Here is an 18289-nt window from a genome sequence, read left to right on the forward strand (position 1 = left end):
GGATATGCGATTTTTTTGTCATTTCTTTATATGTCCCTATTTGTGTTTCTCCTGTGAAAACCGTCTCCGGTACGCATAAACCCTGAATTGACGGGGGTCTTCCGGCTAGGCAATATCGCGCCGGTATTCAGACTACAGTCAGGAGTTGACACCTATGCGCCGCACTTTGATTGCCATCGCGATCGCCGCCGCCGTGGCCGTGCCCTCGATCGGGCAAGCCAAATCTTTCCGTTGGGCCGCCCAGGGCGACATCCTCACCTTCGATCCGCATTCGCAGAACGAAGGCATGACGATCGCCGCCAACAGCTACATCTACGAACCGCTGGTGGACTACGACAAGGACTTCAAGGTGGTGCCGCGCCTGGCGACCGAGTGGGAGCAGGTTTCGCCCACCCTGTACCGCTTCAAGCTGCGCCCCGGCGTGAAGTTCCATGACGGCGCCGCCTTCACGGCGGACGACGTGGTGTTCTCCGTGCACCGCGCCATGGCGCCCACGTCGAACTACAAGGCTTACACCACCGGCATCAAGGAAGCGCGCAAGATCGATGACCTGACGGTCGAGATCGAGACCTCGGCGCCCAACCCGGTGCTGCTGCGCCAGTTGCCCAACGTGTTCATCATGAACAAGGCCTGGTCGGAAAAGAACAACATCGCCAAGCCGCAGGACTTCGTCAACAAGGAAGACACCTTCGGCGCGCGCAACACCAACGGCACCGGCCCGTACAAGCTGAAGTCGCGCGAAGTGGACGTGCGCACGGTGTTCGAAGAAAACAAGGACTGGTGGAACAAGGCCGGCAAGGTCGGCAACGTCACCGAAGTGGTGTTCACGCCGATCAAGCAGAACGCCACCCGTACCGCCGCGCTGCTGTCGGGCGAGATCGACTTCGTGCTGGACCCGGCCGCGCAGGATCTGGACCGTCTGCGCCAGTCGGCCAAGGTGGTCGAGGGCAACGAATACCGCACCATCTACCTGGGCCTGGACCAGAAGCGTCCCGAGCTCCAGTACTCGAACATCAAGGGCAAGAACCCGTTCCAGGACATCCGCGTGCGCGAGGCGCTGTACCGCGCCATCGACGTGGACGCCATCAAGCGCGCCGTGATGCGCGGCCTGTCTGCGCCCACCGGCACCATGATCGCGCCGCAGGTGCATGGCTGGACCGAGTCGCTGCACAAGCGCGTGCCCTACGATCCCGAAAAGGCCCGCGCGTTGCTCAAGGACGCCGGCTACGACGGCACCCTGAACTTCACGCTGGATTGCCCCAACAACCGTTACATCAACGACGAGGCGATCTGCCAGGCCGTGGTGGGTATGTGGGCCAAGGTGGGCGTGAAGGCCACCATGAACGCGATGCCGCGGTCGACCTACTTCCCCAAGGTGCAGAACTCCGACACCAGCGCCTACCTGTTCGGCTGGGGCGTGCCGACGTTCGACGCCATGTACACGCTGCAGAACCTGATCCGCACCAAGGGCGAAGGCGCGGACGGCATGTACAACCTGGGCAACTACAGCAACAAGGAACTGGACGCGATCATCGATCGCATCAAGACCGAAACCGACGCCGCCAAGCGCGATGCCGATATCCAGAAGGTGCTGGAAGTCCACGCCAAGGAATTCGGCCACATCGCGCTGCATGATCAGGTCATTCCCTGGGCCATGCGCAAAAACGTCTCGGTCATCCACCGCGCCGACAATCGCCTTGTTGCCGATTGGGTCAAGGTCGACTGATCCCGGCTAACCAGATCGCGAAGCCCCGATAAGGCCTGTCAGCCCCTGAAGGCCTCCAGGGGCTTCGCCGTCTTTGCTTTTCCTGCCTATGTTTGCTTTCATACTGCGTCGCCTGTTGCAGGCCGTAGCGGTGATGCTCACCGTCGCGCTATTGGCCTTTGTGCTTTTTCAATACGTCGGCGACCCTGTCACCATCATGCTGGGACAGGACGCCACCGATGCCGAGCGCATCGAATTGCGTGAACGCCTGGGGCTGAACGAGCCCGCCATCGTTCAATTCGGCCACTTCGTGGCCAACGCCGCGCAGGGTAATTTCGGCATCTCCTTGCGCCAGAGCGAGCCGGTTTCCACGCTGCTCAAATCGCGCCTGCCGGCCACGCTGGAGCTGTCCATGGTGGCGGCTCTGCTGGCGCTGGTGGTGGGCGTGCCGTTGGGCGTCTATACCGCGCTCAAGCGCAACAGCCTGCTGTCGCAGCTGTTGCTGGCCGGCTCGCTGCTGGGGGTGTCGTTGCCCACCTTCCTGATCGGCATCCTGCTGATCCTGGTGTTCTCGGTGCAGCTGGGCTGGCTGCCCAGCTATGGTCGCGGCGAGACCGTCAGCGTCGGCTGGTGGACGTCCGGCCTGTTCACCGCCACCGGCTGGAAGCACCTGATCCTGCCTTCCATCACGCTGTCGCTGTTCCAGATGACCCTGGTGCTGCGGCTGGTGCGCTCGGAAATGCTGGAAGTGCTGCGCTCGGACTACATCAAGTTCGCGCGCGCCCGGGGCCTGAAGCGCCGCGCCATCCACTTCGGCCACGCGCTGAAGAACACCATGGTGCCCGTCATCACCATCACCGGCCTGCAACTGGGCGGCATCATCGCCTTCGCCATCGTGACCGAGACGGTGTTCCAGTGGCCGGGCATGGGCCTGTTGTTCATCCAGGCGGTGCAATTCGCCGACGTGCCGGTGATGGCCGCGTACCTGTGCCTGATCGCGCTGGTGTTCGTGGTGATCAACCTGATCGTCGATCTTCTGTATTTTGTCGTGGACCCGCGCTTGCGCTCCGGGCTGACCCGCGGCGGAGGTGGCCACTGATGCGCGCCGTTCTGAAACGCTGGTGGGACAGCGATATTGCCTGGGCCTGGCGCCGGGCGCCCGTGGCCATCGCGGCGACCGTGCTGTTGGCCCTGCTGTTGATCGGCTCGTTCGGCGCCGGCTGGGTGGCGCCGCACAATCCGTTCGACCTGACCAAGGTGGAACTGCTGGATGCCCTGCTGCCGCCCGCCTGGGAGGCCAACGGCCAGCAGACCTATCTGCTGGGCACCGATAGCCAGGGCCGCGACCTGTATTCGGCGATTTTGTACGGCACCCGCGTGTCGCTCCTGATCGGCCTGGCGTCGGTGCTGCTATCGATGCTGATTGGCATCGTGCTGGGGCTGATCTCGGGCTACGCGGGTGGACGCATCGATGCGTTCATCATGCGGATCGCGGACGTGCAGCTGTCGTTTCCGGCGATCCTGATTGCGCTCTTGATCGACGGCGTGGCGCGCGCGGCGGTGCCGCGCGAGCTGCACGAGATCATCGCGTTCCCGGTGCTGATCGGCGCCATCGCGCTTGCCGGCTGGCCACAGTATGCCCGCACGGTGCGGGGGTCGACGCTGGTGGAGAAGAACCGCGAATACGTGCAGGCCGCCCGCGTGATCGGGGTGGCCTCGCCGGTGATCATGTTCCGCCACGTGCTGCCCAATGTGCTGGGGCCGGTGCTGGTGCTGGCCACGGTGCACCTGGCGACGGCCATCATCACCGAGGCGACGCTGTCGTTCCTGGGGGTAGGGGTGCCGCCGACGGCGCCGTCGCTGGGCACGCTGATCCGCATCGGCAACGATTTCCTGTTTTCCGGCGAATGGTGGATCACCATCTTCCCGGGCGCGGCGCTGGTGCTGCTGGTGCTGTCAGTCAACCTGCTGGGCGACTGGCTGCGCGATGCGCTCAACCCGCGTCTGAACTGATGGATGGCGCCATCCGGATGCCGCGGGTAGCGGGCGCGGCAGCAGTATTTGGAAATTTAATTTTGAGAAACCCATGAGCGCTTTACTTGAAGTCCGCAATCTGCGCGTCGAGTTTCCGACGCGCCGCGGCACCCTGCGCGCCCTGGACGACGTGTCCTTTTCGATCCAGGCGGGCGAAGTCCTGGGCGTGGTGGGGGAATCGGGCGCGGGCAAGTCGCTGACCGGCGCGTCCATCATCGGCCTGCTCGAACCGCCGGGCCGCATCGCCGCCGGCGAGATCCTGCTGGCGGGCCGCCGCATCGACAACCTGCCGGACGAGCAGATGCGCCGGGTGCGGGGCCGCGAGATCGGGGCGGTGTTCCAGGACCCGCTGACCTCGCTGAACCCGCTGTATACGGTGGGCCGCCAGCTGGCCGAAACCATCGTGACGCACCTGGACCTGAGCTGGTCGCAGGCCCGCAATCGCGCGGTCGAGCTGCTGGCGTCGACCGGCATTCCGGCGGCGCGAGAACGCATCGACCACTATCCGCACCAGTTTTCAGGCGGCATGCGCCAGCGGGTGGTGATCGCGCTGGCCCTGGCGGCCGAGCCCAAGCTGGTGGTGGCCGACGAGCCGACCACGGCGCTGGACGTGTCGATCCAGGCGCAGATCATCGAGCTGCTCAAGCGGCTGTGCCGCGAGCACGGCACGGCGGTCATGCTGATCACGCACGACATGGGCGTGATCGCGGAAACGGCGGACCGCGTGGCGGTGATGTACGCGGGCCGGGTGGCCGAGATCGGCCCGGTGGCGGACGTGATCCATCATCCGCGCCATCCGTATACGGCGGGGCTGATGGGGTCGATCCCGTCGCTGGAAGGGCATGCCGAGCGGCTGGTGCAGATCGACGGCAGCATGCCGCGGCTGAACGCGATTCCGCCGGGCTGCGCCTTCAATCCGCGTTGCGGGCAGCGCCTGCCGCGTTGCGGCCAGGACCGGCCTGAGCTGTTGCCGGCGGGCACGTCGCGGGCGGCCTGTTGGCTGCATGAGGGGGCCGCGGCCCCAGGTGGCAAACAATCGGAGGTGGCGGCATGAGCGCGCCGTTGGTGCAAGTGAAGGACGCGGCGCGCTGGTTCGATGTGTCGCCGCCGTGGTTGGAGCGCAAGCTGGCGGGCAAGCCGCGGGTGATGCTGCGGGCGGTGGACGGCGTGTCGTTCGAGATCGCGCGCGGCGAGACGCTGGCGCTGGTGGGCGAGTCCGGCTGCGGCAAGTCGACGGTGGCGCGGATGCTGGTGGGCCTGTATGGCCTGACGCGCGGCGATATCCATTTCGACGGCCAGCCGTTGTCCAAGATGTCGGAGCCGGGCGGCCGGGCGCTGCGCAAGCGGCTGCAGATGATTTTCCAGGATCCGTATGCGAGCCTGAACCCGCGCTGGCGGGTGGGGCGGATCATCGCGGAGCCGATGCTGACGCATACGGCGATGACGCCAGCCGAGCGCACGGCCCGCGTGGGCGATCTGCTCAAGCAGGTGGGGCTGGATCCGGCGGACCAGAGCCGCTATCCGCATCAGTTTTCGGGTGGGCAGCGCCAGCGCATTTCGATTGCGCGGGCGCTGGCGGTGAATCCGGAGTTCCTGGTGTGCGACGAGCCGACGTCGGCGTTGGACGTGTCGGTGCAGGCGCAGGTGCTGAACCTGATGAAGGACCTGCAGCGGGAGCTGGGGCTGACCTATCTGTTCATCTCGCACAATCTGGCGGTGGTACACCATGTGGCGGACCGGGTGGGGGTGATGTATCTGGGGCGCATGGTGGAAGTGGCGCCCCGGGATGAACTGTTCGCGCGGCCTCGGCATCCCTATACGCGGATGTTGCTGGAGGCGATTCCGGATATCAATGGGGCGGGCAAGCCGCGCACGGCGGTGGCGGGGGAAGTGCCCAATCCGTTGAATCCGCCTTCAGGGTGTACGTTTCATCCGCGGTGTCCGCATGCGGATGCGCGGTGCAAAGCCGAGGCGCCGGTGGCGGTGTTGGCGGGAGCGTCGGTCGTTGCTTGCCATGCGGTGCAGGAGGGGAGGACCTAGGCTTCTTTTCTTGCTGGCGGTGGGGTTCTTTAGGCGTCTGGCACGGCGTGGGGAGGGTCTTGCGGGGTCGCGGTGACGCGGCCGCGCGGGCGGCCCGTCGCCGCATTTGGCCTGCGGGGCGTCGTTGCGTTCTGGGTCAGCTTCGGGTTTAGGGGAGTTTTGATTGTCCGACGTCTGCGTCGCCGCGGGGGTCAGTGACGGTGACCCGGGTCGTTTGGATCATGCGGATGGTCGTGGCCGAGGAGGTCGTCTTCGTCGTCGTCCGCTTCGTCGTCTTCTTCGTCAGGGTCGGGCAAGGGTTCTTCGGTCAGGGCGAAGGGCAGGACGTCTTCCAGGTTGTCGGACCAGGCGGATTCTTCGCCGTCATGGTCGAGCTTGATGAAGCGTTCGCCTTCGTTGAGCGAGATCTGGATGGCCCAGAGGTAGAGGCAGTCGTAGGTGTCTTCGCCGGTTTGGGGCAGGCCGCGGTTGCCCAGGAGGCGGGCGCCGGCGCCGCCTAGCTGGACGTGGGTCTGTTCTTCGTCGGGTTGGGCGTTTTCGTCGATGGGCACGCCGTACGTGACCCATTCGGTGCCTTCGTCGCCCAGGACGACTTCGGCCAATACCGGTTTGCCCAGGTAGGCGCTGAGCGCTTCGGCGGTCTTGGCCAGCATGTCGAGTTCGGTCGCGCTGAAGTGGGTCAGGGAAGGCGGGGGCGTGGCGGAGGCGGACATGAGGGTTCCTGGGCGCGATGATGCCGCGGGTACGGCGTTACGGAAAAACAGACGCTATTGTCGCGCGATCAGGCGGGGCTTGCATCGGACGGGTGGATGACGAGGTTAGCGGGGGGGGCGTGCGGGCGCGCACCGCGGTGGTGCGGGACGGGCACGGGGCCGCTCAGGCGGCGCGTTTGCGGGCGCTGTCGGGAGACTGGCCGGTCAGGCGCTGGAACATGGCGATGAAGGCGGACGGGGTGCTGTAGCCCAGATCGCGGGCGATGGCCTGGACGGATTGGCCGGCCTCGAGCATGCCCAGGGCACTGACGACGCGCAGGCGCTGGCGCCATTCGTTGAAGGTCATGCCCAAGTGCTGCTGGCAGTGGCGCAGCAAGGTGCGTTCGGTGATGCCGGCGGTGGCGGCCCAGTGGGCGGCGCCGCGCTTGTCGCCGGGCTGGTTTTGCAGGGCGGCCAGGATGGAGGCCAGGACGGGCTCGTTAGTGGACGGCAGGTAGCTGGCGTAGGCGCGGGCGACGTGGATCTGGTCGATGACGACCTGGGCCAGGCGCCGGTCGGCGGGGGTGTCGGGGTAGGTGATGCCGCGCCGCTCGAAGTCGGCCAGGACCGCGCGCATGACGGGGCTGATTTCGAGGGTGCAGGGGGCGGGGGGCAGGTTGGCGCAGGCGGCGGCGGGAATGTCGATGCAGGCGTAGTGGACGTCGTCCTGGTTCTGGCAGCAGTGCTCTATCTGGGGCGGTATCCAGATGGCGTACTGAGGCGGGGACAGGTAGGTGACGCCTGCGATGCCGATTTCCATGATGCCGGACAGGGCGAAGTTGAGTTCGCCCCAGGGTGACGTGTGGCGCCTGACGCGCGAGTGCGGCAGGAAGTGCAGGATGCGGCAGGCCAGGGGGTAGGGGCGGCCGGGGCCGAGGTCCGGGGGTGAAGCAGCCATGTCCGAAGTTCGTAGGGGTTTGTCCGATTTTCATTATATACATCAAGTCGGACATAGGCCTACACTGGCCAGCCATTCCTGTCTGGCAGTACCGCATCCATGACGCGCGCAGTTGCTTCGTCGGGGTCTTCCCCGGCTTCTTCCCACATTCCGGCCCGCTATTTCCTGTTTCCGCTGCTGGCGGCGCTGATCTGGTCAGTCAACATGATCGTCACCAAGATGGCGGCCGGCGTAATCTCGCCGGCGGTCATCGGCTTTTACCGCTGGGCGCTGGCGGGCGTGGTGTTGACGCCGTTCGCGCTGCCCGGCGTGTGGCGCAACCGGCGCGTGGTGCTGCCCTATCTGCCCAAGTTCGCGGTGCTGGGCGGGCTGGGCATGGCGCTGTACCAGGGCTTGGCCTATGTGGCGGCGGGCAGCACCACGGCGACCAACATGGGCATCATCACGGCGATGATTCCGCTGATGACGATCGCGGTGGGCGCGCTGGTGCTGCGCGAGCGGCCATCGGCGATGGCGATGCTGGGCGGCCTGCTGTCACTGGCGGGGCTGGCGCTGCTGATCGGCGAGGGCGATCCGTCCCGCCTGCTGTCGGTGGGCGCCAACCATGGCGACGTGCTGATGGGCCTGGGCGCGCTGGCCTATGCGCTCTACGGCGTGCTGCTGCGCCGTTGGGGCCTGCCGGTGGGGCCGTGGCAATCGCTGTATGTGCAGGTGGCGTTCGGCGTGCTATTTCAGCTGCCGGCCTTCCTGATGGCGCCGGCCTCGCCGCTCAATGGCGACAACCTGCCCTTGGTGCTGTATGCCGCCGTGTTCCCGTCGCTGTTCGCGCCGTTCCTGTGGATGCAAGGGGTGCGGCACCTGGGGCCGAACCGCGCCAGCATGTTCCTGAACGTGATGCCGGTGGCCACAGTGGCGATCGCGGCGCTGTTCCTCGACGAGAAGCCCCACCTGTTCCATATCGTGGGCGGCGCGATGGCGCTGGCCGGCGTGATGCTGGCGCAGATGCGCGCGCCGTTTGCCGGGGCCAGGCCGGCCAAGGGCGGGGCGTAGCGCCCTCGGTATTGGATCGGTCTTGCCCCGGTATCAATATCGGCAGCGGCGGCGAAGCGCGATGCCGTGCTTGCCGGGTCGCATGTCAGCCGGGCGGTGGGGTGCCCCGCCATAAGTCCAGGGCGTGGTCGACGGCGGTCCGCGCCGAGACGCGCCAGCCGTGTCCGGCGCCCACTTCAAAACGGACGGCGAGTCCGCGGTCGATCAGGGACTGGCCCACGGGCAGGAAGTGCTCGGGGTCGAGCAGCGCGGGCTGAGTAAAGCGCTTCCAGACACGCTGGCCGTCTTCGATGATGGGCGAGGCCTCGGGCTGTCTGGGGCGGTCGGGCCAGGCGCGCAGCTCGGCCAGGTGCAGCATGGTGCAGGCGTCGAAGCCCACCCCCAACAGCAGGATATCGGCGTCGGCCGCCAGCAGCTTGGCTAGCGGCGAGGCGTCGCCGAACGGATCTTCCAACTGATGGCCGGCTGTGATGCCGGCGGCGCGCGGGCCGATGGCGGCGAACGAACAGGTCGGGTGCTGGCTGCGGCGCACGCCGGGCCAGGTCCGGAACAGTTCGGCCACCGTGCCCATGCGGCGAGTCGGCGTAATGGCGGCATCGTAGGCCGGCATCTCGCGGCGCAGGGTGTCCAGCCATCCGGTCGGCACGGGAGGCGCCTGCCACAAGGCCGGGTCGGTCAGGTCGGAGGAATGCGCGGGCATGGCGACCAGGCCGTCGGGGCCGACGACATCCAGCAGCGCCTGGATGACGGCCACCGGGCCGCCCGCAATCCAGCCCAGCGCGCTGAGCGAGGTATGAACCAGCAGCGCGGCGCCCGGCTGCAAGCCGGCGGCGTGCAGTTGCACGGCCAGGCTGGCGCGGGTGGCGGGGGACGGGGTGCGGGCGAGCAGATCGGCTTCGGTCATGGGGCGGCGTATCCGGGGCCGCGCAGGGGCAGCCGGCAGCCGTAAATATAGCGTCGTCTACGGGGTGACCGCGCCTGACGCGCACCTGTCAGGGTTCCGGCCTACAATCGACGGTTCATCAGCTTTCTTTCCCTATACGAGCCCATGGCCCAATACGTCTACACCATGAACCGCGTCGGCAAGATCGTGCCGCCCAAGCGGCAGATCCTGCGCGATATCTCGCTTTCGTTTTTTCCTGGCGCCAAGATCGGCGTGCTGGGCCTGAACGGCTCGGGCAAGTCGACGCTGCTGAAGATCATGGCTGGCGTGGACCGCGAAATCGAAGGCGAGGCCACGCCCATGCCGGGCCTGAACATCGGCTACCTGCCTCAAGAGCCGCAGCTCAATCCCGAGCACACGGTGCGCCAGGCCGTCGAAGAAGGCCTGGGCGCGGTGGTCACCGCCAAGAAGCGCCTGGACGAGGTCTACGCGGCCTACGCCGAGCCGGACGCCGATTTCGATGCGCTCGCCGCCGAGCAGGCTGAACTGGAAGCCATCATCGCGGCTGCCGCCTCCAGCGGCGCCGACGACATCGAACACCAGATGGAAATCGCCGCCGACGCGCTGCGCCTGCCGCCCTGGGATGCCGTGGTCGGCAACCTGTCCGGCGGTGAAAAGCGCCGCGTGGCGCTGTGCCGTCTGCTGCTGTCCAAGCCCGACATGCTGCTGCTGGACGAACCGACCAACCACTTGGATGCCGAAAGCGTCGAGTGGCTCGAACAGTTCCTGCACAAGTTCCCGGGCACTGTCGTGGGCGTGACCCACGATCGCTACTTCCTGGACAACGCCGCCGAATGGATCCTCGAACTGGACCGCGGCTACGGCATCCCCTGGAAGGGCAACTACAGCTCCTGGCTCGAGCAAAAGGAAGACCGCCTCAAGCAGGAAGAGTCCTCTGAATCCGCTCGCCAGAAGACCATCAAGAAAGAACTCGAATGGGTGCGCCAGAATCCCAAGGGCCGCCAGGCCAAGGCCAAGGCGCGCATGGCCCGCTTCGAGGAACTGTCGTCCTACGAATACCAGAAGCGCAACGAAACCCAGGAAATCTTCATTCCCGTGGGCGAGCGCCTGGGCAACGAGGTCATCGAATTCAACAACGTCAGCAAGGCCTATGGCGATCGCCTGCTGATCGACAACCTCAGCTTCAAGGTGCCGCCGGGCGCCATCGTCGGCATCATCGGCGCCAACGGCGCCGGTAAGTCGACGCTGTTCCGCATGATCGCGGGCCGCGAGCAACCCGATTCGGGCGAAGTGAAGGTCGGCCAGACCGTGAAGCTGGCCTACGTCGACCAATCGCGCGACGCGCTCGAAGACAAAAAGACCGTGTTCGATGCGGTGGCCGACGGCGCCGACATCCTCACGGTGGGCAAGTTCGAAATGTCGTCGCGCGCCTATCTGGGCCGCTTCAACTTCAAGGGCGGCGACCAGAACAAGGTGGTCGGCCAGTTGTCCGGCGGCGAACGTGGCCGCCTGCACATGGCCAAGACCCTGATCGCCGGCGGCAACGTGCTGCTGCTGGACGAACCGTCCAACGACCTGGACGTCGAAACCCTGCGCGCGCTGGAAGACGGCCTGCTGGAGTTCCCCGGCAGCGTCATGGTCATCAGCCACGATCGCTGGTTCCTGGACCGTATCGCCACGCACATCATGGCGTTCGAAGGCGACTCGCAAGTGGTGTTCTTCGACGGCAACTACCAAGAGTACGAAGCCGACAAGAAGCGCCGCCTGGGCGAAGAGGGCGCCAAGCCCAAGCGCCTGCGCTATAAGGCGCTGAAGTAATTCCGCCTGTGATGTAGTCCGAGAAATCCCGGCCGTTGTGCCGGGATTTTTTTGAGGTGTTAGAATCAAAAACAGCATCATTTGATGCTGTTTTTGATTCAAATTCACAACGGAGAGGTCCGCATGCGTACCACTGTGACACTCGACGACGATCTGCTGGAACTGGCCCGAACCTACACGGGTATTCAGGAAACGTCGGCGCTGCTCCAGCAAGCGCTGACCAAGCTTGTGCAGAAAGAAGCCGCGAAGCGGCTGGCCAAGCTGGGCGGAAGCTCTCCCAAGCTGAAGCCGATACCTAGGCGTCAAACGGAGACTGCCGATGATCTTGGTTGATACCTCTGTCTGGATCGATCATTTGGCTGAGGGTGAACCCCGCCTTGAACGCCTGTTGAATGATGAAAGCGTGCTGATGCATCCATTCGTGGTTGGGGAGCTCGCGCTTGGCTCCTTGGGAAGGCGCGAAACGGTAATGGATGCATTGACGTTGCTACCCCAAGTCGTGAGAGCGAGTCACAACGAGGTGATGCATTTTCTGCAGGCCGAGAGACTATTTGGCAAAGGAATCGGCTATGTGGATTTGCACCTTTTGGCCTCAACTCGATTGACACCGGGTGCAACGTTGTGGACCAAGGACAAGCGTCTGCGGTCGCTTGCCAGTGAACTCAGCTTGTTCGCCGAACTCCCTCAATATCATTGAACCAGCCATACGTTGCCTGTCGGCCAGAGCGCTATGCTGGGGTTGTCCCACTGATTTCTGGAGATCCACCATGTTGCTGCAAGCCTCCGATTCCATCTTGCTCATCGTCGACATGCAGGGCCGCCTGATGCCCGTGATCCACGACGGCGAGGCCGTGCTGGCGACCGCGCACAAGTTGGCGCAGGCCGCGCACTTGCTGGATGTGCCGGTGGTGGCCACCGAGCATCACAGCAAGATGCTGGGCGTGACCGTGGCGCCGTTGAACGAGTGGGTGCAGTCCACATTCCAGAAGATGCATTTTTCTTCCACGCGCGAGCGCGGCTTCGATGCGTGGCTGCCGGCGGCGCGCAAGACCGTGCTGGTGGCGGGGTGCGAGGCGCATATCTGCGTGTTGCAGACCGTTATCGGTTTGACCGAGCTGGGTTACAAGGCGGTGCTGGTGTCGGATGCGGCCGGGTCGCGCAAGCCGTCGGATCATCACGCGGCGCTGCGTCGCGCACGCGCGCATGGCGCAGAGATCGTCACGTCGGAAATGGCGATTTTCGAATGGATGGAAACTTGCGAGCATCCGCGCTTCCGCGACGTGTTACGTCTGGTCAAATAGCGCGGGCCACCTGCAACACTGTCCGAGGGGACCGCAAAGATTCCCTCGCCGTTTGACACAATTCCTGGGCAAACCTCACACCGTGGGCCGGGATATTTTGCGATCCTGAAGGTTCTAAACCCATAAGGGGTATCGTGCGCTCGCGTCTGGATCTAGGTGCGGCCCCGGGTACAAGAATAGGAGCCTCATCATGAAGATCGCATCTGTTTCCAAAATCTGTGTCGCTGTTGCCATGGCCGCCACGATGGCGGGTTGCTCGTCCTGGGACAGCATGAGCCATCGCCAGAAGAGCACGGTGGGCGGGGCGGCGCTTGGTGGTGTGGCGGGTGCCGTCATCACCAACGGCGGCATCCTGGGCACCGTGGGCGGCGCGGCCATCGGCGGCGTCATCGGCGACCAGGTGGGCAAGCACTAAGCCATCTTCCGCCCATGAAAAAACCCTCGGGAAACCGAGGGTTTTTTTATATTCGCGCGGGCTTGCCGCCAGCCGCGCAGACGGGTCTGCGCGGGGGCGTGCGTCAAGCTTCGCTTTGCGGCATTTCGATCTTCACTTCCAACACTTCCAGCGTGTCCTGGCGTTCCAGGTGCACCTTGATGTCTTCGGGATTGATCTTCACGTACTTGGAAATGACCGCGATGAGTTCCTGCTGCAACTGCGGCAGGTAGTCGGGCGAGTCGCCGCGGCCCCGCTCGTGGGCCAGGATGATCTGCAACCGCTCCTTGGCGACGGAAGCGGACGATTTCTTTTGACCAAGCAGAAACGACAGGAAGGACATTGCTTACTTGCCTCCGAACAGGCGTTTCAGGAAACCCGGCTTTTCGTAGTCGGTAAAGCGCAGGGCCTTGTCTTCGCCCAGGTAACGGGCCACGACGTCCTTGTAGGCCTCGGAAACGTCGGTCTCTTTCAAGTGGATGGCGGGCAGGCCTTGGTTGGACGCCTGCAGCACGGCTTCGGATTCGGGGATGACGCCGATCAGCTTGATGCGCAGGATGTCTTCGATGTCGCCCAGCGACAGCATTTCGCCGTCGACCACGCGTTTGGGGTTGTAGCGCGTGAGCAGCAGGAATTCCTTGACCGGCTCGCCGCCGTCGACCGCGCGCTTGGACTTGGCCGCCAGGATGCCCAGGATGCGGTCAGAGTCGCGTACGGACGAGACTTCGGGGTTGGTCACCACCAGCGCGTCGTCGGCGAAATAGGCGGCCATCAGCGCACCCGTCTCGATGCCGGCCGGCGAGTCGCAGACGATGTAGTCGAAGCCCATTTCCTTCAGGTCGTTGATGACCTTTTCCACGCCTTCCTGCGTCAGCGCGTCTTTGTCGCGCGTTTGCGAGGCGGGCAGGATGAACAGGTTTTCAAGCTGCTTGTCCTTGATAAGCGCCTGGTTGAGCGTGGCTTCGCCTTGGATCACATTGACGAAGTCGTACACCACGCGACGCTCGCAGCCCATGATCAGGTCGAGATTGCGCAGGCCGACATCGAAGTCGATGACAGCGGTCTTGTGGCCCCGCATCGCGAGGCCCGCGGAAAAACTGGCGCTCGTCGTGGTTTTACCCACGCCGCCTTTGCCGGAAGTCACCACAACAATGCGTGTCATGACGATCAAACCCTTATGTTCGAATAAATCGCGTTATCGTAAAGCAAAAAGCCCATGTAAGGCTTCTTACAGAATGTGTTGAGACCAGGTACCGCTTTCCGGGTTGCCGCGGGCCCGCGAAACGGGGCGCGGCGTGGAAGGGGGCTTGCCCCGCGACTCGCCTGCCGGCGCGCCGCAGGGCTCGCCACTTAAGCTTTCAGGGCCTCGATGCGCAGCGTGTCGCCGTCCAGGCGCACCAGCGCCGGTTGGTTCTGCAGCGACTTGTCGAGCTTGTCTTCCACCACGCGGTACACGCCGGCCACGGCCAACAGCTCCGCATCCAGGTGGGTGGTGAAGATGCGCGCGGACGTATCGCCGCGCGCACCGGCCATGGCCTTGCCGCGCAGCGGGCCATACACGTGCACGTTGCCGTCGGCAATGACTTCGGCGCCTTGGCTGACCATGCCGATCACGACCAGATCAGTGTGGCGCGCATAGACGCGCTGGCCGGAACGCAGCGGCTTGGTGATGACCAGGGCCGATGACGATTGCGGCGCGGCCGGCGTCGGGCTGGGCGCGGACGTGGTGCTGCTGGCGGCGCGTTCGGGCAGGGGCTCGGCAGCGGACTTGCCCGCAGCCGGGTCCGCAGCCTTGTCGGCGGACGCTTCCGTGGAAGTGGGGGCGGGCGCGATTTCGACCGCGGCGGCCGGCACCGACGGCACCGGCGTGGCGACGTCGTTCGGCGGAGCGGTGTCCACCACCGGCATCGCGCGGGCGGCGGGGGTGGACAGTTCCACGGCTGTCAGGCCTGCCGCGCGGGCCGCGGCCAGGTTGGCGCCTTCGGCGACCACGCCAATGGGGGGCAGGTTATGTCCGCGCAGGGCAGCCACCAGGGCAGTCCAATCGATTTTTTCCTCGACGCGGCTGGCGTCGATGACCACGGGCTCGTTCTCGAAGAAGCTGCCCGCGTCGGCCATGCGCTTGGCCAGCGCGGCGTTCAGGCGTTCGGGGTCGGCGCTGTGCAGGACCACCCGGATGGCATACAGGGTGGCGCTCTTGAAGTCCAGGGCTAGGGATTCAGTGTTCATCTTGAGTGGGGCTGGCGGTTCTGGACGCCTGAAAGGGGCGCGTGCAACCGGCTGCGGAATGTCGGGGATGATAACCCGCCCGGGGGCCGTTCAATCGATCGGCCAAGGGTAAAAACCGCCCAATTTACGGCTGGCGTCGGCCGCAGCGGCCCCCACCAGCGCCGCATGGCCGCGCTGCAGCCGGGGCGTGGGCATGGTCAGCGTGACCGCGCCGGCCAATTCCCCCCTTTCATTGAAGACCGGCGCCGAGATGCCCGACAGCTCGGGCATGCGATCGCCTTCCAGCACCACCACGCCGCGCTGGCGGATGGATTCGTAGGGTTCGCCCGGCGCGCCCGAGAACGCCGTCAGCACGCGGCCGCCCGCGCCCCGGTCCAGGGGCAGCAGGTCGCCGGCCCTGATGTGGTCGCGCACGGGTTGCGGCGAATCCACCCGGTACAGGCACAGGCGGTGTTCTCCCTGGCGCACGTGGAACGCGGCGCTTTCGCGGGTGGCGCGGGCCAATTCTTGCAGAACAGGCATGACCACGGCTTCCAGCGAGAACGAGGCTGCATAGACAAAGTGCAGCCGCGCGATTTCCGCCCCCAGGGCGTAGTGCCCCTCGGCGGTGCGTTGCACCAGGCGGCCGTGCTCCAGCGAGGCGAGCAGGCGCAGCACGGTGCTTTTGTAGAGCTGGGTGCGCTCGGCCAGTTCGGCCAGGGTCAGGGCCCGGTCGCCGGCGCGAAAGGCGGACAGCACCGACAGGGCGCGATCCACCGCCGCGGCGCCGCCGGGGGCGGCGTGCTGGTCGGCAACAGAGGGCTGGCTGGCTTTTCTGGGCATGGCAAGGCGGCCTTTCGGGCAGGCAGGGTTGACACCCGGAAACCGGATGGGGAATAATTTATAGAACGTCGTTCTATCTTATAGAACGCTAAGGAGAAAGTCAATGCCCCAGATTCTAGTCAGCGAGGTCGGCCCCCGGGATGGGTTGCAGAGCATCGCCGCCGTCATGCCCACGCCCGCCAAGCTGCGCTGGATCGCCGCGCTGGCCGCGGCCGGCCTGCGCGAGATCGAAGTCGGCTCGTTCGTGCCGCCCAAGCTGCTGCCGCAGATGGCCGATGCCGCCGAAGTGGTGGCCGGCGCCCGGCGCCTGCCCGGCCTGGGGGTGGCGGCCCTGGCGCCCAACCTGCGCGGCGCCCGCGCCGCGTTCGAGGCCGGCGCGGCCAAGGTCACGCTGCCGGTGTCGGTCAGCGAGGCTCATTCCCTGGCCAATGTGCGCAAGACCCACGCGCAGATGCGCGACGAAGTGGCGGCCGTGGTGGCCCTGCGCAACGCTGAATTTCCCAGCGTGAAACTGGAAGCCGGCCTGTCCACCGCCTTCGGCTGCACCCTGGCCGGCCAAGTGCCGCAGGCCGACACGCTGCGCCTGGCCGCGGCCATGGCGCAACTGGGCGTGGACGAAGTGGGACTGTCCGACACCACCGGCTGCGCCAACCCGGCCCAGGTCAAGCGCTTGTTCAAGGCCCTGCGCGCCGAGCTGGGCGAGCGCGCCGGCGGCGCGCACTTTCACAACACGCGCGGGCAGGGCCTGGCCAACGTGGTGGCCGCGCTGGAAGCGGACGTCGATACCTTTGACGCCAGCCAGGGCGGCCTGGGCGGCTGCCCCTACGCGCCCGGCGCCACCGGCAATATCGTTACCGAAGACCTGGTATTCCTGCTCGAATCGATGGGGCTGGACACCGGTATCGACATGGATGGCCTGTTGGCCGCGCGCGCCGCGCTGCGCGAGGGGCTGCCCGGCGAGCCGCTGTACGGCCACGTGCCCGACGCCGGCCTGCCCAAGGGCTTCACCTATGCCCGGGAGGCCGCATGAATCCGCAACCGCACGCCGCCGCCGCGCAAGCCGCCGAACCGCCTCTGCCGCTGGCCGGCATCCGGGTGGTCGAATTCACCCACATGGTCATGGGTCCCACCTGCGGCATGATGCTGGCGGACCTGGGCGCGGAGGTCATCAAGATCGAGCCGGTGCAGGGCGACAACACGCGCCGCCTGAAGGGCTCGGGCGCGGGTTTCTTCGCCATGTTCAACCGCAACAAGAAAAGCCTGCCCGTCAATCTGCAGGACCCGCGGGGCATCGAGCTGGTGCTCAAGCTGATCGCCAGCGCCGATATCGTCAGCGAAAACTTCAAGGCCGGCACCATGGCCCGGCTGGGGCTGGACTACGCCACGCTGTCCAAGCTGAACGAGCGGCTGATCTATGTCTCGCACAAGGGCTTTCTGCCCGGTCCTTACCAGCACCGCACCGCGCTCGATGAAGTGGTGCAGATGATGGGCGGCCTGGCCTACATGACGGGTCCCGAAGGCCGCCCCCTGCGTGCCGGCGCGGCGGTCAACGACATCATGGGCGGCATGTTCGGCGCCATGGGCGCGATGGCCGCGCTGCTCGAACGCGCGCGCACCGGCCGCGGTCAGGAGGTGCAAAGCGCGCTGTTCGAGAACAATGTTTTCCTGGTCGGCCATCACATGATGCAGTACGCGGTCACCGGCAAGCCGGCCGCCCCCATGCCCAGCCGCATCTCGGCCTGGGCCGTGTACGACGTCTTCACCGTCAAGGACGGCGAGCAGATCTTCCTGGCGGTGGTGTCCGATACGCAATGGAAGCTGTTCTGCGACGCATTCGGCTTTGCCGACCTGGCCGCGGACGCGCGCCTGGCGGGCAACAACGACCGCGTCGAGGCCCGCGCGTGGCTCATGCCGATGCTGCGCGAACGCATGGCGCAGCTGCCCGCCGCCGGCATCGCCGCCCGCTTCGAGGCCCAGGGCCTGCCATACGCGCCCATCGCCAAACCGCAAGACCTGTTCGACGACCCGCACCTGGCCGCCACCGGCGGCCTGGCGGACATCACCTTGCCGCAAGACGGGGCGGACAGCGGTGCGGCCACCGGCGGGCAGGGCGTGCACGCCAAGGTGCCGCTGTTGCCCATCACGCTGGGCGGCCGCCGTCCGGGCGTGCGTACCGATCCGCCGGCATTGGGCGCGCAGGGCGCCCAGTTGCTGGAAACCCTGGGGCTGAGCGCGACGCAGATCGCGGCCCTGACCGAAGCAGGCGTCGTAGGGCCTGTGAACTGACCGCGCGCGCCCCGGGC

20 protein-coding genes are annotated in these 18289 nt (G+C 66.0%); 13 read left to right on the forward strand and 7 right to left on the reverse strand.

From position 1 onward, the window contains the following. Positions 1 to 154 precede the first annotated feature (154 nt). The 5 genes from A9974_RS23075 to A9974_RS23095 all read left to right on the forward strand — a co-directional run bounded on the left by A9974_RS23075 (position 155) and on the right by A9974_RS23095 (position 5779). On the forward strand, positions 155 to 1726 hold the full coding sequence (locus tag A9974_RS23075) for an ABC transporter substrate-binding protein (RefSeq protein WP_183006517.1): 1572 nt from the start codon (positions 155 to 157) through the stop codon (positions 1724 to 1726). 88 nt (positions 1727 to 1814) lie between these two features. Further along, positions 1815 to 2804, forward strand: a complete 990-nt coding sequence (locus A9974_RS23080; RefSeq protein ID WP_183006519.1) for an ABC transporter permease — start codon at positions 1815 to 1817, stop codon at positions 2802 to 2804. Beyond that, positions 2804 to 3718: an ABC transporter permease gene (locus tag A9974_RS23085; protein ID WP_183006521.1), complete on the forward strand. Its 915-nt coding sequence runs from the start codon at positions 2804 to 2806 to the stop codon at positions 3716 to 3718. Before A9974_RS23080 ends, A9974_RS23085 begins: the two co-directional genes overlap by 1 nt. 73 nt (positions 3719 to 3791) lie before the next feature. Next, positions 3792 to 4793: an ABC transporter ATP-binding protein gene (locus A9974_RS23090; RefSeq protein WP_183006522.1), complete on the forward strand. Its 1002-nt coding sequence runs from the start codon at positions 3792 to 3794 to the stop codon at positions 4791 to 4793. Then, on the forward strand, positions 4790 to 5779 hold the full coding sequence (locus A9974_RS23095) for an ABC transporter ATP-binding protein (RefSeq protein WP_183006524.1): 990 nt from the start codon (positions 4790 to 4792) through the stop codon (positions 5777 to 5779). Before A9974_RS23090 ends, A9974_RS23095 begins: the two co-directional genes overlap by 4 nt. A 191-nt stretch (positions 5780 to 5970) precedes the next feature. On the opposite strand, the gene A9974_RS23100 is transcribed toward A9974_RS23095, so the two are convergent. Together A9974_RS23100 and A9974_RS23105 are read right to left on the reverse strand one after the other, a co-directional pair. Continuing rightward, the gene (locus tag A9974_RS23100; RefSeq protein WP_183006526.1) at positions 5971 to 6492 is read right to left on the reverse strand and encodes a hypothetical protein; all 522 of its coding nucleotides are present in this window, start codon (positions 6490 to 6492) and stop codon (positions 5971 to 5973) included. A 163-nt stretch (positions 6493 to 6655) separates the two neighbouring features. Continuing rightward, positions 6656 to 7429: a helix-turn-helix transcriptional regulator gene (locus A9974_RS23105; protein ID WP_183006528.1), complete on the reverse strand. Its 774-nt coding sequence runs from the start codon at positions 7427 to 7429 to the stop codon at positions 6656 to 6658. 99 nt (positions 7430 to 7528) lie between these two features. Here A9974_RS23105 and A9974_RS23110 point away from each other — a divergent pair, with 99 nt between their 5' ends. Beyond that, entirely contained in the window at positions 7529 to 8479 is a 951-nt protein-coding gene (locus A9974_RS23110) for a DMT family transporter (protein ID WP_183006530.1), read from the forward strand. Positions 8480 to 8564: 85 nt separating this feature from the next. Here the strand turns inward: A9974_RS23110 and A9974_RS23115 are convergent, their stop codons facing one another. Beyond that, positions 8565 to 9383 carry an aminoglycoside N(3)-acetyltransferase gene (locus A9974_RS23115; protein WP_183006532.1) on the reverse strand — a complete coding sequence of 273 codons (819 nt, stop codon included), beginning with the start codon at positions 9381 to 9383 and terminating at the stop codon, positions 8565 to 8567. A gap of 144 nt (positions 9384 to 9527) precedes the next feature. Between A9974_RS23115 and ettA the strand changes: the two genes are divergently transcribed. From ettA to A9974_RS23140, 5 genes are all read left to right on the forward strand, one after another. After that, positions 9528 to 11201: an energy-dependent translational throttle protein EttA gene (gene ettA / locus A9974_RS23120; RefSeq protein WP_183006533.1), complete on the forward strand. Its 1674-nt coding sequence runs from the start codon at positions 9528 to 9530 to the stop codon at positions 11199 to 11201. Positions 11202 to 11324: 123 nt separating this feature from the next. Continuing rightward, the gene (locus tag A9974_RS23125; RefSeq protein WP_025136801.1) at positions 11325 to 11534 is read left to right on the forward strand and encodes a type II toxin-antitoxin system VapB family antitoxin; all 210 of its coding nucleotides are present in this window, start codon (positions 11325 to 11327) and stop codon (positions 11532 to 11534) included. Beyond that, positions 11521 to 11898 carry a type II toxin-antitoxin system VapC family toxin gene (locus A9974_RS23130; RefSeq protein WP_183006535.1) on the forward strand — a complete coding sequence of 126 codons (378 nt, stop codon included), beginning with the start codon at positions 11521 to 11523 and terminating at the stop codon, positions 11896 to 11898. The genes A9974_RS23125 and A9974_RS23130 overlap by 14 nt, the downstream gene beginning before the upstream one ends. Before the next feature lie 70 nt (positions 11899 to 11968). Further along, positions 11969 to 12502 carry an isochorismatase family protein gene (locus A9974_RS23135; protein WP_183006537.1) on the forward strand — a complete coding sequence of 178 codons (534 nt, stop codon included), beginning with the start codon at positions 11969 to 11971 and terminating at the stop codon, positions 12500 to 12502. 190 nt (positions 12503 to 12692) lie between these two features. Then, the gene (locus A9974_RS23140) at positions 12693 to 12917 is read left to right on the forward strand and encodes a glycine zipper 2TM domain-containing protein (protein WP_025136803.1); all 225 of its coding nucleotides are present in this window, start codon (positions 12693 to 12695) and stop codon (positions 12915 to 12917) included. Between the two features lie 103 nt (positions 12918 to 13020). Here A9974_RS23140 and minE read toward each other — a convergent pair whose 3' ends face one another. The 4 genes from minE to A9974_RS23160 form a co-directional block, all read right to left on the reverse strand. Next, entirely contained in the window at positions 13021 to 13278 is a 258-nt protein-coding gene (minE, locus tag A9974_RS23145; protein ID WP_025136804.1) for a cell division topological specificity factor MinE, read from the reverse strand. 3 nt (positions 13279 to 13281) lie between these two features. Then, positions 13282 to 14097: a septum site-determining protein MinD gene (minD, locus tag A9974_RS23150; protein WP_025136805.1), complete on the reverse strand. Its 816-nt coding sequence runs from the start codon at positions 14095 to 14097 to the stop codon at positions 13282 to 13284. Positions 14098 to 14285: 188 nt separating this feature from the next. Next, on the reverse strand, positions 14286 to 15164 hold the full coding sequence (minC, locus tag A9974_RS23155) for a septum site-determining protein MinC (protein WP_183006538.1): 879 nt from the start codon (positions 15162 to 15164) through the stop codon (positions 14286 to 14288). A gap of 90 nt (positions 15165 to 15254) precedes the next feature. Next, entirely contained in the window at positions 15255 to 15986 is a 732-nt protein-coding gene (locus tag A9974_RS23160) for an IclR family transcriptional regulator (RefSeq protein WP_183006540.1), read from the reverse strand. Positions 15987 to 16089: 103 nt separating this feature from the next. On the opposite strand from A9974_RS23160, the gene A9974_RS23165 reads away from it, so the two are divergent. Beyond that, positions 16090 to 17016: a hydroxymethylglutaryl-CoA lyase gene (locus tag A9974_RS23165; protein ID WP_183006542.1), complete on the forward strand. Its 927-nt coding sequence runs from the start codon at positions 16090 to 16092 to the stop codon at positions 17014 to 17016. After that, entirely contained in the window at positions 17013 to 18272 is a 1260-nt protein-coding gene (locus tag A9974_RS23170; RefSeq protein WP_183006544.1) for a CaiB/BaiF CoA-transferase family protein, read from the forward strand. The genes A9974_RS23165 and A9974_RS23170 overlap by 4 nt, the downstream gene beginning before the upstream one ends. Positions 18273 to 18289: the final 17 nt, after the last annotated feature.

Source organism: Achromobacter sp. UMC71 (assembly GCF_014170305.1).
Classification (GTDB): Bacteria; Pseudomonadota; Gammaproteobacteria; order Burkholderiales; family Burkholderiaceae_B; genus Achromobacter.

Excerpts from the sequence above, each read along its gene's own strand:
- A9974_RS23075 (WP_183006517.1), top strand. The coding sequence starts at position 155 with ATGCGCCGCACTTTGATTGCCATCGCGATCGCCGCCGCCGTGGCCGTG.
- A9974_RS23080 (WP_183006519.1), top strand. The coding sequence starts at position 1,815 with ATGTTTGCTTTCATACTGCGTCGCCTGTTGCAGGCCGTAGCGGTGATG.
- A9974_RS23085 (WP_183006521.1), top strand. The coding sequence starts at position 2,804 with ATGCGCGCCGTTCTGAAACGCTGGTGGGACAGCGATATTGCCTGGGCC.
- A9974_RS23090 (WP_183006522.1), top strand. The coding sequence starts at position 3,792 with ATGAGCGCTTTACTTGAAGTCCGCAATCTGCGCGTCGAGTTTCCGACG.
- A9974_RS23095 (WP_183006524.1), top strand. The coding sequence starts at position 4,790 with ATGAGCGCGCCGTTGGTGCAAGTGAAGGACGCGGCGCGCTGGTTCGAT.
- A9974_RS23100 (WP_183006526.1), bottom strand. The coding sequence starts at position 6,492 with ATGTCCGCCTCCGCCACGCCCCCGCCTTCCCTGACCCACTTCAGCGCG.
- A9974_RS23105 (WP_183006528.1), bottom strand. The coding sequence starts at position 7,429 with ATGGCTGCTTCACCCCCGGACCTCGGCCCCGGCCGCCCCTACCCCCTG.
- A9974_RS23110 (WP_183006530.1), top strand. The coding sequence starts at position 7,529 with ATGACGCGCGCAGTTGCTTCGTCGGGGTCTTCCCCGGCTTCTTCCCAC.
- A9974_RS23115 (WP_183006532.1), bottom strand. The coding sequence starts at position 9,383 with ATGACCGAAGCCGATCTGCTCGCCCGCACCCCGTCCCCCGCCACCCGC.
- ettA (WP_183006533.1), top strand. The coding sequence starts at position 9,528 with ATGGCCCAATACGTCTACACCATGAACCGCGTCGGCAAGATCGTGCCG.
- A9974_RS23125 (WP_025136801.1), top strand. The coding sequence starts at position 11,325 with ATGCGTACCACTGTGACACTCGACGACGATCTGCTGGAACTGGCCCGA.
- A9974_RS23130 (WP_183006535.1), top strand. The coding sequence starts at position 11,521 with ATGATCTTGGTTGATACCTCTGTCTGGATCGATCATTTGGCTGAGGGT.
- A9974_RS23135 (WP_183006537.1), top strand. The coding sequence starts at position 11,969 with ATGTTGCTGCAAGCCTCCGATTCCATCTTGCTCATCGTCGACATGCAG.
- A9974_RS23140 (WP_025136803.1), top strand. The coding sequence starts at position 12,693 with ATGAAGATCGCATCTGTTTCCAAAATCTGTGTCGCTGTTGCCATGGCC.
- minE (WP_025136804.1), bottom strand. The coding sequence starts at position 13,278 with ATGTCCTTCCTGTCGTTTCTGCTTGGTCAAAAGAAATCGTCCGCTTCC.
- minD (WP_025136805.1), bottom strand. The coding sequence starts at position 14,097 with ATGACACGCATTGTTGTGGTGACTTCCGGCAAAGGCGGCGTGGGTAAA.
- minC (WP_183006538.1), bottom strand. The coding sequence starts at position 15,164 with ATGAACACTGAATCCCTAGCCCTGGACTTCAAGAGCGCCACCCTGTAT.
- A9974_RS23160 (WP_183006540.1), bottom strand. The coding sequence starts at position 15,986 with ATGCCCAGAAAAGCCAGCCAGCCCTCTGTTGCCGACCAGCACGCCGCC.
- A9974_RS23165 (WP_183006542.1), top strand. The coding sequence starts at position 16,090 with ATGCCCCAGATTCTAGTCAGCGAGGTCGGCCCCCGGGATGGGTTGCAG.
- A9974_RS23170 (WP_183006544.1), top strand. The coding sequence starts at position 17,013 with ATGAATCCGCAACCGCACGCCGCCGCCGCGCAAGCCGCCGAACCGCCT.